The organism is Paraburkholderia sp. J8-2 (assembly GCF_905220195.1).
Lineage (GTDB): Bacteria > Pseudomonadota > Gammaproteobacteria > Burkholderiales > Burkholderiaceae > Paraburkholderia.
The window spans coordinates 128,874-149,313 of record NZ_CAJMZA010000010.1 but is presented as its reverse complement, the minus strand read 5'-3'; the positions used below and the strand labels follow the sequence as shown (position 1 = coordinate 149,313).

General features: G+C 58.4%; 17 protein-coding genes and 2 pseudogenes. 8 read left to right on the top strand and 11 right to left on the bottom strand.

Translation table 11 applies throughout. The features are described 5' to 3' along the window. Nucleotides 1–162: 162 nt before the first annotated feature. From U5A52_RS22555 to U5A52_RS22540, 4 genes are read right to left on the bottom strand one after another with little or no spacing between them, the layout of a single operon-like run. A complete protein-coding gene (locus U5A52_RS22555; RefSeq protein ID WP_321936283.1) occupies nt 163–1,731 on the bottom strand; it encodes an ABC transporter substrate-binding protein in 1,569 nt (522 codons plus the stop codon). Between the two features lie 37 nt (nt 1,732–1,768). Beyond that, a complete protein-coding gene (locus U5A52_RS22550) occupies nt 1,769–3,547 on the bottom strand; it encodes an ABC transporter ATP-binding protein (RefSeq protein WP_321936282.1) in 1,779 nt (592 codons plus the stop codon). After that, nucleotides 3,544–4,425, bottom strand: coding sequence for an ABC transporter permease (locus tag U5A52_RS22545; protein ID WP_321936281.1), 882 nt, complete (start codon nt 4,423–4,425; stop codon nt 3,544–3,546). The genes U5A52_RS22550 and U5A52_RS22545 overlap by 4 nt, the downstream gene beginning before the upstream one ends. Next, nucleotides 4,422–5,363 carry an ABC transporter permease gene (locus tag U5A52_RS22540; protein WP_321936280.1) on the bottom strand — a complete coding sequence of 314 codons (942 nt, stop codon included), beginning with the start codon at nt 5,361–5,363 and terminating at the stop codon, nt 4,422–4,424. Before U5A52_RS22540 ends, U5A52_RS22545 begins: the two co-directional genes overlap by 4 nt. Nucleotides 5,364–6,373: 1,010 nt before the next feature. Here U5A52_RS22540 and U5A52_RS22535 point away from each other — a divergent pair. Further along, the gene (locus U5A52_RS22535) at nt 6,374–6,691 is read left to right on the top strand and encodes a phosphatidylserine/phosphatidylglycerophosphate/cardiolipin synthase (protein WP_321936279.1); all 318 of its coding nucleotides are present in this window, start codon (nt 6,374–6,376) and stop codon (nt 6,689–6,691) included. 163 nt (nt 6,692–6,854) lie between these two features. On the opposite strand, the gene U5A52_RS22530 is transcribed toward U5A52_RS22535, so the two are convergent. The 4 genes from U5A52_RS22530 to U5A52_RS43315 form a co-directional block, all read right to left on the bottom strand. After that, a complete protein-coding gene (locus U5A52_RS22530; RefSeq protein ID WP_321936278.1) occupies nt 6,855–7,502 on the bottom strand; it encodes a hypothetical protein in 648 nt (215 codons plus the stop codon). A gap of 279 nt (nt 7,503–7,781) precedes the next feature. Continuing rightward, a complete protein-coding gene (locus U5A52_RS22525) occupies nt 7,782–8,081 on the bottom strand; it encodes an H-NS histone family protein (protein ID WP_321936277.1) in 300 nt (99 codons plus the stop codon). Between the two features lie 104 nt (nt 8,082–8,185). Then, nucleotides 8,186–8,530 (bottom strand): hypothetical protein, encoded by a 345-nt coding sequence (locus U5A52_RS22520; protein ID WP_321936276.1) that lies wholly within the window; start codon nt 8,528–8,530, stop codon nt 8,186–8,188. Nucleotides 8,531–8,914: 384 nt separating this feature from the next. Continuing rightward, entirely contained in the window at nt 8,915–9,157 is a 243-nt protein-coding gene (locus U5A52_RS43315) for a hypothetical protein (protein WP_415774040.1), read from the bottom strand. Between the two features lie 279 nt (nt 9,158–9,436). Between U5A52_RS43315 and U5A52_RS22515 the strand changes: the two genes are divergently transcribed. From U5A52_RS22515 to U5A52_RS22500, 4 genes and pseudogenes are all read left to right on the top strand, one after another. Continuing rightward, nucleotides 9,437–10,150, top strand: a complete 714-nt coding sequence (locus U5A52_RS22515) for a hypothetical protein (RefSeq protein ID WP_321936275.1) — start codon at nt 9,437–9,439, stop codon at nt 10,148–10,150. A gap of 212 nt (nt 10,151–10,362) precedes the next feature. Continuing rightward, nucleotides 10,363–10,536: a hypothetical protein gene (locus U5A52_RS22510; protein ID WP_321936274.1), complete on the top strand. Its 174-nt coding sequence runs from the start codon at nt 10,363–10,365 to the stop codon at nt 10,534–10,536. A 186-nt stretch (nt 10,537–10,722) separates the two neighbouring features. Then, on the top strand, nt 10,723–11,502 hold the full coding sequence (locus U5A52_RS22505) for a hypothetical protein (protein WP_321936273.1): 780 nt from the start codon (nt 10,723–10,725) through the stop codon (nt 11,500–11,502). A gap of 69 nt (nt 11,503–11,571) precedes the next feature. After that, a pseudogene (locus U5A52_RS22500) lies at nt 11,572–11,693 on the top strand (integrase catalytic subunit); the annotation flags it as partial. Here U5A52_RS22500 and U5A52_RS22495 read toward each other — a convergent pair. After that, nucleotides 11,686–11,886, bottom strand: a pseudogene (locus U5A52_RS22495) (IS110 family transposase); the annotation flags it as partial. The pseudogenes U5A52_RS22500 and U5A52_RS22495 overlap by 8 nt on opposite strands. A 468-nt stretch (nt 11,887–12,354) precedes the next feature. Between U5A52_RS22495 and U5A52_RS22490 the strand changes: the two are divergent. Then, entirely contained in the window at nt 12,355–14,784 is a 2,430-nt protein-coding gene (locus U5A52_RS22490) for a hypothetical protein (protein WP_321936272.1), read from the top strand. A gap of 306 nt (nt 14,785–15,090) precedes the next feature. Here U5A52_RS22490 and U5A52_RS22485 read toward each other — a convergent pair whose 3' ends face one another. Together U5A52_RS22485 and U5A52_RS22480 are read right to left on the bottom strand one after the other, a co-directional pair. Beyond that, nucleotides 15,091–16,353, bottom strand: a complete 1,263-nt coding sequence (locus tag U5A52_RS22485; RefSeq protein WP_321936271.1) for an HNH endonuclease signature motif containing protein — start codon at nt 16,351–16,353, stop codon at nt 15,091–15,093. 141 nt (nt 16,354–16,494) lie between these two features. Then, complete coding sequence (locus U5A52_RS22480) at nt 16,495–16,659, bottom strand: hypothetical protein (RefSeq protein WP_321936270.1); 165 nt, start codon at nt 16,657–16,659, stop codon at nt 16,495–16,497. Between the two features lie 49 nt (nt 16,660–16,708). Here U5A52_RS22480 and U5A52_RS22475 point away from each other — a divergent pair, with 49 nt between their 5' ends. Continuing rightward, nucleotides 16,709–18,556 (top strand): ATP-dependent nuclease, encoded by a 1,848-nt coding sequence (locus U5A52_RS22475; RefSeq protein WP_415774039.1) that lies wholly within the window; start codon nt 16,709–16,711, stop codon nt 18,554–18,556. Continuing rightward, nucleotides 18,553–20,379 (top strand): ATP-dependent helicase, encoded by a 1,827-nt coding sequence (locus U5A52_RS22470; RefSeq protein ID WP_321936268.1) that lies wholly within the window; start codon nt 18,553–18,555, stop codon nt 20,377–20,379. The genes U5A52_RS22475 and U5A52_RS22470 overlap by 4 nt, the downstream gene beginning before the upstream one ends. Nucleotides 20,380–20,440: the final 61 nt, after the last annotated feature.

The window sequence follows — 20,440 nt, the reverse complement described above, 5'->3', positions numbered from 1 at the left end:
TACGCGACTGTCTCAAGTAGCAGAATGCGCCGAAGCCGTAGCTACTGTGAGCCGAAATACACTTTGCTATTGGATTTCGGCTCATTCGTGTGGCGACATCCGCTTGCAGATGCCGTCACACAATTCACTCGATAGCAACCATAAGACGATCAAAAACACCACTCAGTCGGAGAAAGAGGTCTGTTCCGTCACCAACGGTCCCAATGACATCGATCCCTTCAGATCGAAGCCCCAATTGAGCTTTTTATTGTGTACCCAAACTTGACTAGTTTCTGTCAATGGAATAGCGCAGACATTCTGGATGATCAGCCGCTGAGCCTCTTGCCAAAGAGCGACTTGCTTCGCTGGATCTGCCTCAGTGCGGGCTTCGTCGATCTGCTTGTCCGCAACGTTGCAATGGCTAAAGTTCGTCACGGCCCCAGGAGTTCCCACGATCGATGACGAGTGATAAAACTGCGTCAGGAAAATGTCCGCGACTGGAAATCTCGCCGCACCATAGATCACCACTGGGCTCAAATCTTTCCTGATCATCTGATGCCAGCTCGTATGCTCTACCGGCTGCAGCTGAACATTAATCCCTGACTCTTCGAGCTGACCTTGAAGTAGCTGCGCGGTCGTCTCGTACTCCGGCAACTGACTGGACAGCATCGTGAAGGTCAGGCCTTTTGCATACCCGGCTTGAGCAAGCAATGCCTTCGCCTTTGCGGGGTCATATGGGAAGACTCCCGCATTATCGGTATAGCCGAGGTTGTTGGACGGGATCACGGATTTTGGCGCACGCGTGAAACGCTCGCCTCTGTACTCAGCGATTTTCTGTGTGCTGATTGCATATGCCAACGCTTCGCGAACACGTATGTCATTAAAGGGCGGTTTGGTTATGTTGATATGTAGCAAAGTCAGTTCAGCTGGATAAAAAACGTCAACTACGGCACCCGGAATAGACGTCGTCCGCTGGAGCCAACTTTTGTTAGCCAGACCTGCCGAAGCATCTAGTTCGCCAGCAGCGAACGCCAGATCCCGGGCGGCGTTGTTACTCATAAACCGATAGTTGATCGTCTTGATCTTGGGCACACCACGAAAGTACTTGTCATTCGCGATAAGGGTGACTGCCTGGCCAGCAACGATTGATTGGGTCTGAAACGGACCGAATCCGACAGGCGCCCTGCCAAAACGGTCCTTGCGCTCTTCGTATGCTTTTTTGCAGATGATGAAGCCGCCGGCATAATTCGTTACGAGACCAAGCAGGTTTGGTACGCGCCGTGAGAGCGTAATGCGAACTGTGTGGGGACCTAACGCTTCAACCTTGTTGATGGCTGCAAAGTCGGCGGAAAAGGCTGAGCGCTTCGGATCGCGTGACTTCTCGAGACTATAGACTACATCGTCTGCGGTGACCTCTCCATAACCGGCTTGCCATTGAACCCCCGTTCGCAGTTTGAATGTCCAAATCAACTTGTCATTGCTGACCTGCCAACTCTCGGCAAGATCCGGCTCAATAGTTGATGGATCGGTTGACCCGGGGGCAAACCGCACAAGCGCACCGTAGATCCAGGCTACCAACGTTCGGTCTGAGGTACTCGTTGCATAGTGGGGATCGAGCGTACCAACATCGGTCGCGGCGGCTCCAACCGTCAAGGTTGTCTTGGCAGCAAGCGCTGGAAATGATCCAAGCAGGCCGACCCCGATGATCCCGCTGAGCGCAAATGCACGAAGTCTTTTCATTAATGTCTTCATGAACGTCCTTTCCGTGAAAAAGTCATGTGTCATCCGCTCACGCGGCCGCTCGCCGAACGAAGTGCCCGTTTGAGAGCATCTCCCAGCTCTGAGGAGCAGGTGAATAGCCCAAGGGTTTGATTGGACTGCGGGGCGGCCTATCGTCGATCAATGCGCGCTCGCGCGTTCCGCGCTGATCAGGATGCGTGATGGGGATTGCAGAAAGGAGCCTCTGGGTATATCCGTGGCCGGGTCGACCGATCACGTCTTCGCGACTGCCTATTTCGACAATTTCACCGAAGTACATGACCGCAACGCGATCGGATATTTTTTCAATCGCAGCCATATCATGACTGATGAAAAGATACGAAACACCGAACTCTCTCTGCAAATCGATCATGAGATCAATGACCTGGTCTTTGACCGCAACGTCGAGAGCCGAAACAGCTTCATCGGCGATGATAAGTTTGGGCGACATCGCCAACGCGCGAGCGATACAAATCCGTTGGCGTTGACCACCGGAAAATTCGTGCGGAAGGCTTCCGGCCCGCTTGGGGTTAAGACCAACGCGCTCGAGAAGCCACTCCATCCGCTGGTGCGCTTCCTTGCCGCGAGCAAGCCCATGTACCTCCATGGGCTCCTTGATCGCATCGCCGATCGACTGGCGGTTGTCGAGCGAACCGAATGGGTCTTGGAAGATCATCTGCACTTCTCGGCGCAGCGCCCCAAGGCTGGACGGATCGTCATAATCCACCGGCCGACCAGCCACAATGACCTCTCCGCAGTAATGAGGGGCGAGATTGATTATCGCTTTGCCGATCGTTGATTTTCCCGACCCTGACTCGCCAACAAGACCGAGCGTTTCGCCTTGACCGATTGCAAAACTCACCTGTTCGACAGCGTGAACCTCTCCAGTTAAACGTCCAAACAACCCGGAATTGGAAGGAAAGCGCACGCAAAGGTTGTTAACTTCGAGAATGGCTTCCTTCCCCCGAAACGTTAGTGGCATTTTTTCGACGGGACTTCGCACTATGGCTCCATCGACTGATTTTCCGACCAAGCTAGGTGCCGCCTCGATCAGACGGCGGGTATAGGGGTCGCGCGGGTTCGAGAAAACCTGGTGAGCCGTGCCTTGCTCGACCACCCGGCCGTGGCGCATCACTAGCACCTGATCTGCAATCTCTGCGACGACTCCCATATCATGCGTGATGAAAATCATCGACATGCCGGTCCTGCGCTGAAGGTCTTTCAGCAGCGCAAGGATTTGGGACTGGACCGTGACGTCCAGTGCGGTCGTTGGTTCATCGGCAATGATCAGCTTCGGGTTACAGGCGAGTGCCATCGCAATCATCACGCGCTGACGCATGCCGCCAGAGAACGTATGTGGATAGGCATCAATGCGGCGCTCGGGATCGGGAATACGAACCGTGCGCAACATGTCGAGGACAGCTTCCCGCAGTTCCCTGCCTGAAAGGCCTCGGTGAATGCGGATCGCTTCACCAATTTGATCACCAATTCGCTGGACCGGATTGAGTGACGTCATCGGCTCCTGGAAGATCATGCTGATCTTGCCACCACGGACGCACCGCAATTCCGGTTCCCTCAACGTCAGTAACTCCTGACCGTCAAGTCTTATTGAACCGCTCGCCCTTCCAATCCCATCGGGTAGCAATCTCATGATCGCAAGCGACGTTACGCTTTTTCCAGAGCCCGACTCGCCGACGATCGCCAGCGTGCTGCCCGCCGGAACATGGAAGTTGAGATCATGAACAACGGTATGAGTGCCGAATGCGATTTTGAGATCGCGAACTGTGAGAATCGAGTTATCGCTCATCATGACACGTCTTTCAGGCGGGGATCGATTGCGTCCCGCAAACCATCGCCAATGAGGTTAAAAGCCAGAACAAGCAAAAGAATTGCCATGCTCGGGAAAAGAGCGAGATAAAACGACCCCAGAATGCTCTCAAAGCCGTCTCGGACCATCCCACCCCATGTTGGAGTCGGGGGCGCCAACCCAAGTCCGATGAACGCAAGCGAAGCTTCCGTGCGCACCGCTGTCGCCATCCACAGAGAGGCCATAACCATAACCTCGGGGACGATCGCTGGAAGGATATGGCGGAACAGGATTCTCAGACTGGAGAAGTCCATAGCCCGGCAAGCCTGAACATACTCGCGATCGCGCTGTGTAATGACCGCCGCGCGAGCAATACGCGCGAATGCCGGAACTGCGGTGAAAGCGATTGCAATGATGATGTTTGTCATCGTTGCGCCAATCAGCGCGACTAGAGCGAGACCCAAGATCAGCGATGGGAACGCAAGGATGACATCCATAACCTGCATGAGAATGATGTCGATCCGCCCACCACGATAGCCAGCTGTCATTCCGATCAGGGTCCCCACGACCATGGCGGTCAGAATGGCGAGAACACCCATGACCAGCGAATAGCGCGCACCGAACAACAGTCGTGACCAAACATCACGCCCGAGTTGGTCGGTTCCAAGCAGATACTGTCCCCCGGGAGGAGCAAGTTGGTTCATGATGTTCTGTTTTGCCGGCGGGAACGTTGCGAGTTGCGGAGCGAAAACTGCAGCCAGGACAAGCGCCACGACGATCGCGAGGCCAACCCACGTTGAAAAACTCAGCCTTGAGAGGAACGCAGAGAAAGTACTGCGGCGCCGCTCCAGCGGCTCCGTCGTGGAAGCAATTTCGCTCATTTGTACTGTACCCGAGGATCAAGGAAACCATAGGTGAGGTCGACCATCACGTTCACGACCACGACCATAAGCGTGTAAAACACGATCAGGCCTTGCAACAGAGGATAGTCGCGCTGAGTCAGTGCCGTCAGGATCAGCTTGCCCAGCCCGGGGCGCGAGAAGACGATTTCGGTCAATACCGAATTACCAATCAGGATTCCGAAATAGAGTCCGACTACGGTCGTGATAGGGACGAGACAGTTACCTAGAGCGTGGCGCCAAACGACTGCCCAAGGACTAACGCCTTTCGCACGCGCAGTGCGCACGAAGTCCTGGCTCAACACCTCGAGCATGGCTGAACGAGTCACGCGAGTGATGTAGGCCATCATGATAAGAGCAAGACTGACCGTCGGCAGTGTCGTTTCACGCAACCAGCCTGTGAACGTGTCATCAGCTCCGGTGCTGATGACCGGAAACCAGGGCAGTTGAATGGCAAAGAGAATCAAAAGGACAATCGCCGTGACAAACCCTGGCAAAGATAGTCCAATTAAGGAAAACAAACGAATGACACTGTCCGGAATTCTATTGCGTTTTGCCGCCGCCCACACACCGGCCGGCACTCCCAATAGTGCACCCAGCAGCAGTGAGCTAATCGTCAGCTCAAGGGTGGAGGGAATGACAGCCAAGATCTCTTCGGTCACGGGCCGGCCAGAGATCAATGATGAGCCGAGATCGCCCCGAACCGCTTGAAGAAGGAAATGAAGGTACTGAACAAAGATCGGTTGATCGAGTCCAAGACGAGTGCGCAATGCGGCGGCACTTGCAGGGCTCGCCTGATCCCCAAGAATAATCAAAACGGGATCGCCTGGGAGAATTCTCACGATCAAAAACACAAGCGTAAGCACGCTAAAAAGCGTGATGAGGGCGAACCCCATCCTTCTTGTCAGAAATCGTAGCATCACATGTCTCCGGCCAGTCGCCGATTCAAATAGTCATCACGCTGAAGATGCGCTCCGCCGGCCCCCTCCCGGACTGCTCAGGTGTATTCAAGGTATCGGAAACAAAAATTTCCGTCAAAGAATTCTTTTTATCAAAATTAGTATCCAATAATTATTCTGATTATCGGAATATGAACATCACCCGACCGTGGTCTTCGGTGGGAGTAAATCGTTGCAACCAAGTCTTGAGCGTGCTGATGACGGCCGGTTTCCATGCTCCCTGGTAGGCATCATGCGGCGGCGCAGCGGGGTTCGTCGTAAGCGTGCAGGTGCCGTTTGACCGGTCGGTTGAGCGTTCACACCGCCATCGGGGTGCGCAGCACGACGTGCAACTGCACTGGATCGACCATACCGGAGGCGCTTGCACGGGCGCGTTCAGCCCAATCTCCATCTACGCTGCGAGCGTGCCCGCGGCATCGGTCTATTGCCGCGCTATATCCCAAGGCGTGCGGAGATACGCGCATCCAGGACAAGGATGGACATCTCTCGCAGGTAAGGAGCCCTCCCTCGTCTCTCATGCAGTTCCCCCCCAACTTCAGGATGTGTTTCGAGACACACGATGATCCGGGGATTTCGCGACCGGCACGTGCACGAGAGGATCCGGTCCGGCCGGACCAAGCCAAATTGAGCGCCTCGAGGCCGATGTCGATGCAATGTTGCGCTGCGACAATCATTTTTGGCTACCGGCCATGCTGCTTGACGCTATCTAGCCGGTCAGCGCCAACTATGTTGGCCGCCCGCCACACGTGGACCTCACTGGAAATGTCACGTGTGTGGCTACCAGACAAAGCTACCAGTGCGGCCTGCCCTCCGCTGACCGTCAGCCTGCGACCTTCTGCTCGGCTTCAGCGTGACGAACATCGTCCGAACGGTCACCAAAGGGCGCGCCGCCGGCTCGCGGCATCGATAAGTGCCCAAGTGGCTGATCGTCTCGCTCATGCTAGGATTTCCCCAACAAGGGAGGAAAGGCGATGGCGGTGCACGCTATTACGGCAGTTCGGATGGACGGGAATTCGCGACGGGTCACCCACGTGCTTTGGGGGCCGGTGTCCGTCAGCGGAGAACAATTCGAGGTCGCTCCGCACGCATCGCCTGTAATCGAAGTGGTGGATGCACTGGCCAAGGGCGACACCGTCGTAACAGTATTTCCGCTGAATGGACAGCGCGTTGCTGGGCCGGAGGTCCGCCGCGTCGTCGACGAGGCCGGACGCGAAGGCATCGAAATGGTGGACGCAGATTTCGATACGCGCCGAACGCTCGCGGACCTGCCACGGCTTGATCACGAGTAGAACGCTTATCAGGTCGGCTCAATAGCCACCAGCGCCCGCGAACTGACGCCGAAAGCTTGCCCAAGGCTCGCGCGCGGCGGCATCATCTGAACACGCGGGCGCGCCTGCCGTGCCTTCGCCATCAGGCAGTCATCGGCGAGAAGCGGACATTTCCTCACACCGCCTATTCCAGAGAGCTTTCAAGTTTCCATGAGACTCCTGGTGCACCGACGCCTCGTTGCTCCTGCACCTTCTCCACCATGGCTTTCCTGTGCCCAGCGTCAAGGAGAAGCACTCCATGAGAGAGTGCGCCGCGGCTCCAATAGCCATTGATGTTCTCTAGCATTCTCAGTTCGCGACGGTCATTTGTCTCGCTCCATAGAGCATAGATCTGTCCCAATCTGGCGTCGCCGATCCATTCGACGGTTGCACTGCACGCACCTCGTCGTAGATGGCTGTCCATGCTTGGGCGCAGCGATCGCTGTTGAGGTATGGAAAACCGTGGTGTCGAGGCAGTCTGGTCCATCAGACGGCGATACTCAGGGCACGTCCTTTCGACCTTTTTGAACATCTCCTCAGAGTTTCTGAAGAACTCGTCGCTTGGTTTGTTCAAGTCCACAGGTACAACGTCGACTGGACGGCGCTTGCGATAGAGGGCAACGGCAGCAGACTCGAAATTGCCGTGAGAGCCGTCTAGATAGTCAGCAAGATTGGCAGTGGGAATTTCAGCAAAGATGACGTCCGGCTGTAGGCGTTCAAGGATCGTCCGCAATTCCGCCAAGTTGGCGCGTCCACTTTCGGCGTGGACAGTTCCGATCAGCGATATACGCATCAGATTTAGGCTCCAAAGGCAGACTTGGTAGCGCTGAAAGCGTAATGACCGGAACGGTCCGCGTGGGTCGATATGACCCACTGGGTTTTGCGCCGTGAGCCACGCTCCTCCTGCGCAATCGCCCGCAAGAGCTATCGTAACGCTCAGCCTCGGCTGTGAAGCTGTTCGCCTTTGCGAACGCGAGAGTCTTCGTCCCGAGGGCATGTGAATAGCGAAACTAGTCGGGGATTTCCGAATTTTTCGGCAGGTTGCCCGCTGCCTTGCCACCGAAGCAGTCCTTCAGGGCGAGATCAGAAATCTGTCGCGGCTCTTTGCGTTCTTGATCCAGTCAGGCGCCCGTCCCCTGCCCGACCATGTCGCCCCCGTCTTGGGGTCACGATATTTGGGCGGCAAAACACCCGCGGCGGTCTTTCGCGGGCGCCCCCGCCCGCGACCGAAAATGTCCCGCTCCGTAAACCCATAATCGGCTACCTTTGCCCGGATATCTGCCAGGACTTCCTCGAACTCCGCAGCGCGGGCGGCCGCCGCCTGCTCCTCGAGCCTGGCCATCTGTGCTTTCAGTTCCTTGAACGTCGCCAAGATTACCTCCCAGACATGAAATACGGTGACGGCGATCATAGCCCGCTTTATGGTGACGCGACCGGTGGGTGGCCGACCTTGCGCTCCAACCAACCGGACGTCATTCAGGAAAACAGCCCCTGCTGCCGTACATCCCTCAGCGGTGGCAGCGAAGCCTTCGCGCGACGAGCGGAGCGCCGGCGCACGACACGCCGCACATGGGCGACAAGTTCGGTCCGTACCTCACCTGTCATCAGCACCAGCAAATAGAGACGCACGCCATCCGGGCCAGATTCCGGCAGTACACGCAACGAGATACGCAGGCCCAGCCGACGCCCACGATCGAGCAGCTGCGCGCGGCTCATTCCCGGCCAGCAGGCGGCGACCAGCGCTGCGACCGACGCCGGCAGTGATTCGGGAGCACAGCCGCGGGGCAATGCGATCGCAACGAGTTCAAAATGATCCGACATGGTGAGAGGTAAGGCTGGCCAAATGCAATGAATCCAGTGACGCCCTTATCGTGCCGTAAAACGCGGCGTGTCGACAGCGCGAGACAGGCCTGAGCCCACGGTGCGTCGGTCATGCTCCGGGATCGTCTGGAACGATCGTTGCCGCCGACCGGAGCATCGAACGGGCCCCAGTGTTTCAATAAAATCGACGATGAACACAGCCGTGAAGATAATCCTTCTTATCACAATGAACGGATTTTCAAAGAAAACTCCGGGGTCGACCAATCCGCCTGCCCCCCCGCCTGCAGCCCCAGCCCCGTCGTCCCATAAACCCGAGTCAGGCGAAGTGCGGCGGCATCACGCGCGCCGCATCGCGAATTCACTCGTATCGGACCTGTTCGACGCCTACTGGCTCGCCGGTTGGCTCTCGGCAGCGTGACTGGCAGCCTTCTCCTTCTGCTTCTTCGTCGCCTCATGGTGCCCGACGGCACATCCGGCGGCTGCTCCAGCCGTGCCGTGCTTCCCGGCAACGTGTCCTGTCACTCCGCCGACAGCGGCACCTTCCATGCAGGCCGCCGCCATTGAGGGCGTGGAGAAAATTGCAGGAAGCACAGCAGCAAGCGCAATAAAGTGTCTGGCATTTTTCATAATGAGTCGCCCTCCAGTGATGTCCGTGTACCCATGCCAATTCCCGCACGGGACATGCCTGAAGGCCACCTTGCCGATCATTACACCGGCTCAGAACGCACGCGGAATCGGCCACGTGCGAGCGCTTTCGTAGACCGCAATATTCGTCTGAGCACTTATTGAACAGATTTAGATAGTCATCTGGAGCTTCGGCAGGCTCCCCGACTGTGTGGGGTAAAGCAGACCGCATAGACTGCCGTTAACGTGTGCTGTGAAGACAGAGACTAATAGGATTGTGTAGTGGGCTACAACAGCGCAAGAACAGCTATTAACGTGGCGGCCATCATGGCGGGAACGCTGTTGGTCCCCGCCATGGCTGACGCACACGGCCACCAGCATCAGACGACTAAACACACCGAGCACATCCGGCACACAGTGCGCGCGCACGGGGGACAGGCGGTGGTCCATCACGCCCGCGGCACACACGGCAGTCACCACCTGTACCGTGTCGGCGTCAGAATGCGCAGTCATGGCCACCATCATGGAGCGTGGGCACCACGTGCGAAGGGCATTCATCACCAGGTCGATAACGAACTGTGGACTCAGCAGACAGTGCATGCGCCCACGTGGGTACTGCCACCGGTCTGTGACCGCGTGCTGACCTACACTGGTGCGTGTCAGCCCGCAGTGCTGGAGGCCCTACGCGTTCTGGGTCAGCCTACCCCAGTGGTTGAAGACCGGGAGCGGATGGCCACCCACCTCCAATCGATCCTGGACCACAGTGGGCTGCACCAGGTGGAAACCGCTTGCCAATCACTGTTGGCCCAGGATCAGCAGAAGATCGCGGGGCTTCAGTTGCTGCTTACCCAGGCGCACGTTGCAGCGTCCGACGATTGCGCATCCGAGGTCAGAAAGCTTGCTGGTGACGAGACGGTGGCCAGCGCAGCCTCAGCCGTGGCGGGGGCACAACTTCAGGACCGACCGATATTGGACTCGAAGGCAGACTCACAGTGACTGAATCGGACAGCCAAGCTGTCCACGGTTCGTGGGTACGATCAACCAGAGCCGGCCGCGTGAGGCAGACGTCGGCCAGGAAGCGTCGTTCGTTCGATACATCGCTAGGACGTTCAGTCGGCGGCTCTACGTCTTGAAACCGCCATTCGAACCCCGAGACTGCCGGTAGCGTCGGCGGCGATCGGCGGCTGTAAGGGATCGACACCCGCTGCATGACAAAGACCGTTCCTTTGGCCGAGGATGAGTTCTCGATCGTTGTAACGGGAACCGTTGGCATTTCGGTTTTCAAAGACAAACTAAAGGATCTTGAAAACTTCGCGTTCGTCAATGAGGCATCGATAAATATCGTGGATATTGGTAATATCAAACTTGAAGATCACGACTGAAGGATTCATTGCAGCAACAAGCACTGCCCATTGAAACCTTGATCGCACCAAAGACCGTTATGGCAGGCGCGCAGCAGCGAGCCGGATCGGCGGAAGGGCGGTGTAGCACAGAGACTGCCGCCCAGTAGCACAGTAGTCTCTGATTAAGTGCCGAATTTTTATATCAAACAAAAATTACTGCCACAAATGAATACTCAAGCAGCGATGCATAAAAATAACCCTATGACAACTACGGAGGGAGAGCAATTTTACCAATGGTTTTACGATCTTTATGAAGACTCGTTTTCACACTTGAGCGACGCTGGCGAAGGAAAGCTGGAAAAAAATCTTCGACTTTTCGATATCCGGCTAAATAATTCACTTGCCACGAAGATCTCGCTGGACTCGACTTTTCGACACGCCGAAACAGAGTCTGCGCGAGAAGTGTCTCGACTTACACTTCGACTTAGTAATAAATGGTTTTGCTACGAGGCGCTACTCGCGGCCTGTGAGTCATTTGGTTTGACGAAAGGATCAAAGTCGAAAGTTGACAAGATAAAAGACGAAGTATTATCTGAATTGGAATCACAGTATGACTTTTTTGACGTTATGCTCGATTTCTGGGGCATGGCGGATGATGAAGTTCATGGCAACTCAAAATATCGAACGGATCTGCAAAAATACGTAAATCATCTTGAAGTTGGCGCCACGTCTGCTGAGCAAAGGAAATTTTTATCTCACGTTTTTAATCGATACACCAACCATGAGATGTTTTCGGTTCAAGAGTCACTCGCACTAGTCTACGCAATAAGAAACCAATACGTTCATGCAGGTGAGTCGCCAAAATCTGGTGTTGAATTTTATGCGACCAAAATTACAATTCTTCGTTACGCGCACGATTTTCTAGTGCTTTTTTGCCTTCGACTCGGGACTTTGCTATTTGACAAAACGCTTGCTTCTTGGAGTAGCAACAGTAGCAACGAATAGGCGAGCAAGGAAGCTGCCTAGAGCCAACTTCCACGAGCTTCCGGCCGGGCTAGCATCGCTTCGGTTTCTCACCCACAAGGGCTGCGCCGTGCGCTTGCCGACCCCAGGGCAATCTGCGCCTCTACATCTCGCTTGATGAACTTGAGGAACTGATTGAGCACGCCATTTCAAGCTACAACGGCACGCCTTGACGAATTTCGCTGGCATCAGCTTCACCTGATGGCCCATTTCTTTCAATCGTCGCGCCCAGTGTTGGGATCCGCTACAGGATTCCATCCCGATGAGATAAGGCCTGCGATTCGCGAAGTATTCGAGAAACGCCGCCCGCTTAATAGGTCTGTTCACGATCTCGCCGGTTTCCGGATCCACCCAGTGCACCTGCATTACGTTTTTTCGATGGCCACACGTACGATCGTATGCGTCATGATGGATCCTCCGGCTGAGTAGGCCAATATGATCACCGATTTCTATTCGGTAGCGGCCGCTGGCCACTGACGTGCTGCCGACGCGACACACAGCGATGGGTCGGGGGCGTTCATATCATTCAACACGCTCGGCTCTGATCGCATCCACACTGGGTCGAGCCGATGACAAACTTATCGAGTTCTACGCTATGAGATGTGCGTTACCGCACAGTCAAATCCAATCCGAGTGACCAACCTGAAAATCCAGCCGGTGTCGGAGGCATATACCGTCACTGATCCATCGTGCAACGCGGTCATTAATTGCTCCCAGCGCATGGGACGTCGCCTAACTTTTGAATCGCCAAGCCGTACCGACGAGTCGACCGCCCGGCGCCCGCCGCGCGCGCGTCCAGGCGCATGGAACGAACCCTAAAGAGTGGGACGCGTCATGGACACTCCGAAGATCAAGAACAAGCCGTTCGCTGTCAATCCGGCGGAACTAGACCATAACTGGCTGAGCCGCTCGATCGCGTGGATCATGCCGTGGCTCTTTCTAAGCCTGCGCCGAGCGCTGATTCCCACGGTTTGTCTCATCATTCTCGCCGCGCTTTTCTATCTCGTGCCTCAGAGTCGTGACATCCTCGGCGGTTTCGCTGAGTCGGTGTCCGATGCGTCCGGTAGCGATTCGAAGCCGCAATGGGAGATCTCGGCGCTGACTTCCTATCTCTTTGGATCAGTGCTGGTCGCGCTCGCCGTCTGGTATTGCTCCCGGCTTCTCTGCACCGTCGAGGCGTGGCTCGGCATGCCGATGGTCTGGGAACTGCGCGACTTCCAGCCCCGCCAGGCGCACTACGAGGAACCCGAAGTCTCGCAGGACGAAAAGCGCGTGCGCCACGCGATCAAATGGCTGCCGCGCTCGTACGGCGTCGCCGCGCTTGCGGCCGCCATGGGTGCCCTCATGTTCGCGAACGTCGAGCCGGGCAGGCACGGCACCGGCGGACTCGCGCTGGTCGCGTTCGGTCTAGCCGGGCCTTTGCTATTCATGAGCGGCGCGATACGTCCCCGCAGGCGCGCCGGCACCGCGGCGTTAATGTGGATCGGAGTGGTGGCGTTCGCGGTTTCATGCGGGTTGTTGATCGGCTACAGCCCGTCCTGGCAGGTTGGCGTGCTTTCCGCGTTTTGCACGCTACTGCCCGCCGCCCTGTTGTGGTTCCTGGTGGCGCGACGCGCGATCGTCGTCAAGCTGTTCTCGACAGTCCTTCCGGAAGCCAACGATGCGCTGCGTCTGCGCGAGGTGGCCCTTCAGGTCATCGCCTTCATCGTGCTTGGCTTCGGTGCGCTCGGCGCGCTCGCGTTCAGCCGCACGGGCTTCATCCGTGGCATCGGTTCGGCGGCAACCGTGACCTTGTTCCTCGCTGCCGCAGTCGTGCTGATTAGCGGCATCCAGCTACTGTTGCGTCATGTTTCACGCGCCGTGCCCGGCTTCACCTCGTTCGTGGTGATCGTCGCATTCCTCGGCGCAAGCATCATCTTTCACGAGCCGCTGGGTTACGAAACACTCGAAGACCCGACGTCGTCCACCGCGCTCGTTGCGCCGACGATGCAGAATGCGCCGCCCTCCGCCGCGACGGTCAGCACACCAAACGTGATCGTCAACGCCTATGGGGGCGGTCTGCGCGCGGCTATTTATACGGCACAGGTCCTAGCCCTCGCGGACGATGCCTCGTGCGGCCAGTTTGGCGAGCACATCCGAGTGATAAGCAGCGTCTCCGGCGGCAGCCTCGGCGTCGCGGTCTATCTTGCAGCGCGCCAGGAGCTCAAGCCACGCGGCCTGTGGAAGAACTGCAAGATGGGCGACCGCAGGACACCACTCACCAAAGTCGTGACTCGAGCCCTCGTGCAGGACCATTTGTCGCCCGTGATTGCGAGAATGCTGAGTGTTGACCTCGTTCCGGCCGTATATCCGCAGCGCGGCCTGGCGATGCTCCGGAGCTGGAACGACGCGCTTTTCGAGGCCCTGCAATCATCGGATCTCATGAGGGCTGACAGCAGCTATCAGCCTTTGGTCACGCTCGCCATGCCCATAGCGCGGCTCGACGGCGCGATCTCGCCGCAACCGGAGGTGTACTTCAATACGACGGACGCCGATTCCGGTACGCGCAGCTGGTTCTCAAACGTACGCAACGATTCCGGTTACACGAGCCTGCCGACGCCTGGTAACCACGACGTATCTTCGATGCCGGTCGGAGAAGCCGTCTTGCACAGCGCGCGCTTTCCGATCATCTCCCCAGCGGGCGCGTTTCCGTCGCCGGATGCTGAGCACCCTCACCGGCTCGTCGACGGCGGCTACGCCGACAACTCAGGCGGCCAGACGCTTGCCGAGCATATGCCGAATTTTGCCTCCGGCGCAGACACGCGTCCGTTCCTGCTCGACATCAACGGCAACCCGCCGGATGCGCAGGATGCCTCGTTCGCGAAGCTTGTCTGCAAGCAGAAAGCAGTTAAAACGTCCCACGTTCCCACGTCCGTACTGGCGCTTCTGAGCGCGCGCTCCGCGCATGCGCTGGACTCCGAGGAGCGCCTCGCCCAGAGCTCGCGAAACTGCCAGGGCCCGACAGATTGCCTGAATCCTGTGCAGATCAATCTGGAAAAGGTCTATGGCATCGTAACGAGTGATGATCCACGCTGCGAGGAGATCGAGTCGACCCACATGGCGCCGCTCGGCTGGTACACGAGCCAAGCGTCCGCAACGCTCATCAGACGATCGTCCAGCGCCGTGATTGGCGATGTATGTCAAGGTGCGGGAATCGCCGGTTGCGTGGTCCCGCGGGACGAGGTTACGGGCGAGCCCGAAGCGCCTGAGCAAAAGCCGTCCTGATCGCGATCTTCAGCAAGTGATCGCGCCCATTCCCGCTCGCAGTTCAGCCAAATCGTGCGAGCAAGTACGACATGTCCGCGATGAGCAGAATATCGCTAGCGCCTACTAGCGATATTGCTTCGTTTTTCAACTTAACTGCACCCATCCGAAAATGGCAAGGTCGTAGCGGCGACGCGAAGTGTCAAATTAAGTATTAATTGATACGAAGTGCTAATCATTGAAAGGCCACCTAGCCGCCCAAAGAAGGGGCGACTAGGGTCTACTGTCGAAATGCCAAGTTCAACCGATCTGTTCTGGAGGCTGAAATTACCCCGCGAGCGCCGCCTCGGCCTCCAGAAAACTAGCGTGACGCTTTTCCAGTGCAAGCGCGCCGGGCTGATCCTGGGACAGTTCGGGTACAGTGTGCAGCACCCTTCCGTGGTACTGCCAGTACTCGGTGTGCTTGAGCGAGCGCGACACATGTACTCCGAACCGGGTGTCCACCGAGAGAAGGTGTAGATCGAAGAGCGTGTGGATGTCCGCGCGCAACAACAACCCGTTGCGCGTGTTGTAGTCGGTCATGACCGAATGCGGCACGATGTGCGCAGCCTCGAGCAGATCGATGACGAGGGAGCCGGTGACCGCACAGCGCTTGCGGTATGCCCTCAAAAGACGCTCGCGAAAATCGCGCTGTCCGCGACGGGTTTTGATGGCACGGTTCTGCACTTCCTCATAGACGTCGTCTTCATTGAATGCGTCGTCTTTCCCGTCTCCCGCGCCCGACACTTCCGGTTCGATCCCGCGAACGATCAGGCATGCTCCCGTCTCCCTGTCGTAGGCGTGGACGTACCACTCAAGGGCATCCAGACGCCGCAGCCTCACCGACGAGGCGCTTTGATCTAGGTCGCCTGCGCGCCGCCGGTCACCTTCACAGATGATGACCCGCACGGGCATCGAACGCTCCCACGATTCCTGGATCGCCTCGTCTAGCGTTCGTGCTCGGCCGACCTGATCGTGTGCACGCAGCCGCGCGTCCATTTCAGCTTCTTCGTCGTGCGCGATCTCCAGCAACTCGTCACGCGTGTCGCGGATATTGCCATCGAAGACAATCCGGCCACCCTGATCCGTTGTCAAGTTTTCATACCAGAGGCAGAGAGCAAAGCCATCGCGCAGCGACCCGAATGACCACTCATAGCAGAATCGTGGATTCGAGCGGAAGTTCTCGACGGGGTTGTCGCGCGCCGTGCGGTGCCACTCGTCGACAGGAAACCCGGCATCCTGAAGCAGATCGTAGAGCAGGCCTTTCGTGCGTGGCCGAAGACTCTCGAGTGTCGACTCGATCACCTGCTCGCGCCGGAATGTCACGAGCTTACGAGGCATGTCCAATCGCACCTGCCGCCAACCGGCAGCGACCCAGAAGCGGCCCGGGTGTCCATCCTGGGCCGTTGAGTTCGACCAGTACGGACGATGCACAGTGGCTGTGGGCGGCAGATCGTCATCGATAATCTTTTCAATCTCTTCGAAGGACAACTCGACCTCTGGGCGATCCTGCGTCCTAAGGTAATCTGCGAGGGGGGCGTATTTGGGCATGGTCTCTCGGGCAGGCGGCGACGCCTTTTGGTATTGGACGGTGAGCGCGCCGGGCACTGGGCCCGGGTTGGCTTTCGCGGATACACGGGAGACTAGCACCACTGGAAGTAGCCGGTAGTCGCGGCCACTGTGCGCTTGGCTCTAGTCGTCGTTCTTTTGCGAAACCCAGTTCTCGATCCGCTCGGCATAGGTATCGATCTCCCGTTGAGTCGGCGTTGGCTCAGCGGAGTTTCGCGAGAGCAGCACGGCGACGAAGAGCTGGCCGAGTGTGAGGTCATAGCGCCGCGAGGCGACGATCTCTCGCAAGCGGCCCGCGGCAGACTGTCAGGATAAGATGCTCGACAAGGGGAAAAAAATGCACCTATCCAAACTGGTCATCAAGAACTTCCGCAAGCTGAAGTATGCGGAGCTGTCATTCCAACCCGGCCTGAACGTCTTGGTCGGCGGCAACAACGTCGGTAAGACGGCAGTGGTCGACGCCTTGCGCGCGCTGCTGGCCGGGCATGACGAACCCTATCCGCGCCTCTGCGAAGAGGATGTGCATCGCCCTCACGGCGGCACTCCGTCCGGTGACATCGTGTTCGAGTACGTGTTCAGCGGGCTCAGCCTTGACGACGAAGCGGACTTCCTAGCCGCGCTGGTGCCCGGCGCGGCCGGCAGCCTGGAAGCACATATTAGAATCCGCTACTCAGACGCCGACAAGGCCGGCCGCCTGCGCGCCAAGCGGTGGTGTGGCGAGCACGAAGACCTGGGCCTGACGGCGGACATGATGGAAAACCTGCGGGGCGTGTACCTGCCGCCGCTACGCGATGCCTCGCAAGGCCTGAAGCCGAGCCGGACCAGTCAGCTCGCGCGACTGCTACAACTGTTGGCAGACGAGACCGGGATCGATGGCATTAACAAGGCGCTGCAGGAACTCGATGGCAAACTGAAGGCGCACCTTCCCATCGTCAATACGCATGAGGCCATCAACACCCGGCACAAAACGATGCTGGGCCCGCAGCTCGCGCAGCTGTTGGAGGTCGGCCTGAGCGCCAGCGACTTTAAGAGCCTGAAGTCCCGGCTGTCGCTGCTGGTGGATGCCTTTGAGATTGAGCAGAACGGGCTGGGCTTCAACAACCTGATCTACATGGCAGTAGTGCTAAGCGAGCTGACCAAGAACCCCGACTCCTGCTATCGGAGCCTGATCGTCGAGGAGCCCGAGGCGCATCTGCATCCCCAACTCCAGGCCGTGCTGCTGCAGTACCTGCAGTCCATCCAGGCCGTCGAAGGCGAGAAGCCCGTCCAGCTCTTTGTGACAAGCCATTCGCCGAACTTTGCCAGCATCGCCGACCTGAACAGCCTGGTATGCCTGGTCGACACAGGTACCACGGTCGAGAGTTTCCTCCCGCGCAGCGTCGTCTTCGAGAAGGGTAAGCGCGAGAAGCTCGAGCGCTACCTCGACGTCACGCGCGCCGAACTATTCTTCGCTCGTCGCCTGATCTTCGTAGAGGGCGCGGCCGAGTTAATGATGGTCAACGCGCTGGCCAAGCGCGTCGGCTGCGATCTGCGCCAGCATGGCGTGAGTCTCATCAGCGTCGAGGGTTTGAACTTCGACTCGTTCCTTCCCCTCTTTGGGGACAAGGCGCTGAAGATTCCGGTGGCGATCCTCACCGACGCCGACCCGGTGCCGCCCGAGGCCGAACCACCAGCCGCGGCGGGAGCGGTGGCAGTGGGAGGCACATCCCCGTCATCGCCGGCCGGCCCAACCGCTGACGAGTCAGTAAACGAAGGCGAGGACGACGATCCCGAGCCGGTGTATCCAGCGCCCGGAGATGTCATCACGGTGTCCGCCAATACCGCCAAGATGAAGGGCCGCGAGGACACGCATGTCAAGGTGTTCCACGGCCTGAAAACGTTCGAGTACGACCTGGCCCTGGAGTCGGACAACCGCACGGCCATGCTCAAGGCGCTGGCCGAGCTGCATCCGAGGATCGCCAAGTCGTTGACTGCCACCGTTGATGCAGAAGTTGGCGATGCGGCCAAGGCCAGGGCACTCTTCTGCGGCATGTTCGAACGCTCGAAGAACAACGTCCAGAAAGGCAGCTTCGCCCAATCGCTGGCCCAGATCATTTCGGACGACGAGGTGGCCTTCACCGTTCCGACCTACATCCAGGCCGCCATTCAGCACGCTTGCAGAATGGCGGAGGCCCCGAAGCCATGAGCGGGCTGACACCAGAGCAGCAAGCGGTCGTCGACGCGCCGATGGTGCCGCTGTGCGTAATCGCCTGCGCCGGCAGCGGTAAGACCAAGACGGCCGTGCACCGCCTCGTGCGAATGCGGCGCAATCTCGGCGAGGCTCGCGGCCGCGTGGCGCTGCTGTCGTTCTCCAACGTGGCCGTCGACACCTTCCGCAAAGCCTATGACGACCTTGCGAGCAGCCTGCCTTCCAGCGCCGGCCGGTCGAGGGTCGACATCGACACACTGGACGGCTTCATCACCACCAACATAATTCGCCCTCACGGCCACCGGACCATGAAGTCCGCACGGGCGGCATTCCTGGTGACGGGCAGCGAATCCTTTCTCGAGGGCTTCAAGTTCTCGACATCGTCCTTTCCTCAGCCGATCACGGCGCTGCACCTGTCACTCGTGAACGGCGATGAGGTGTTCTTCCACGTCTATAACGACCAGATCGAGCTGGTGGACGCGTCCACAGCGCGCAACCTCATTGCGAAGCTGGGCCGCACCGGCGCCTATACGCATAACCTGGGACGGTATTGGGCATACCGGGCGCTGAAGGAACGTCCCGAGCTCCTTGCCGCCTTGGTCCGCCGATATCCACACATCCTGATCGACGAGGCGCAGGACATTGGATCGGTGCACCAGGCCATCCTGGAGCTGCTCATCGGCGCCGGCTCATGCGTGACGCTAATCGGCGATCCCAACCAAGGCATCTACGCGTTCGCGGGCGCCGACGGTACGTTCCTGACCGACTACCACCAACGCGCCAGCGTCAAGCAGCACTCACTTGAACGGAACTTTCGGTCGACCCCCAGCATAGTGGATCTTGCCAATGGCCTCTGCGGTCGTATCGATGTCGCGGTGCGAGCTGCCCCCAGCACGCCGCATGGCGTCTTCTTCACTGGTTACAAGCGGAACCAGCACCCACAACTCATCACCGCGTTTCAGGGCGCGATGTCCGCAGCTGGCGCAGACATCACGCGCTCAGCCGTCCTCTGCAGGGGAAATGGTCTCGCCGATACGCTGCGTGGCGACGAAGCGCCGGCCGGCCAAGGCCTCGTCAAGGCTTTCGCGGCCGCTGCGTTGCTGCGCGACCGGCGAAAGGACTTCCTGAAGGCGTTTCAACGCGTAGCCGTCGCTGTGGTCGCGCTACTGGACAACGCACCCCATGGCCTGGCGAGTCAAATTACGCAACCTTCCAGTGATGCGGCGGACCGGGAACTCCGCAAGGCAATCTGGGCATTTACGCGCAACCCGGCCACTGGCCTGCCTTCCTCGTCGCTGGTCGCAGACACGCAGTGGCACGCTTTGCTGCTGGGCCGCGTCAAGGTCCTGTTGGCCAGCCTCGAGTCAAAGTTCGACCTTAAGCCGACCGACAACATCGGTCGCAAGCTGTCCAAGAAGGCTCTGCCGAACGCGCCGCTCGCAAGCGCCGAGGACCTGGCCGACAGCGATGTCAGGACGCTTCGGGTCGACACCGTTCATAAGGCCAAGGGAGAAAGCTTGGACGCCGTGCTATACATGACCCTTAAGGAGCACGCGCAGGCACTGCTGGACGGTGTCAGCACGGAGGTTGGTCGCATTGGCTACGTCGCGGCGACCCGGGCCCGAGATCTGTTGTGGGTGGCTGTGCCGGACAGTGCTCTGAAGGAACTTAGGCCAAAGCTGCTGGCCAAGGGGTTCAAAGAGGTGGGCATCCCGGCGGCGCCGATCCCTGGTGCCAAGGCCAAGGCCAGTAAGCCTGTAGGGAACTCGTCCGTCGTCGCCACATCGCTTGCCATCCCGAGTACAACTCAAACGCAATGATCCAGCCTCTGTGCCCGACCTCAGTTTCTGGAGGCGGCTAGCCGCCGTTTGCGAGCGCCGA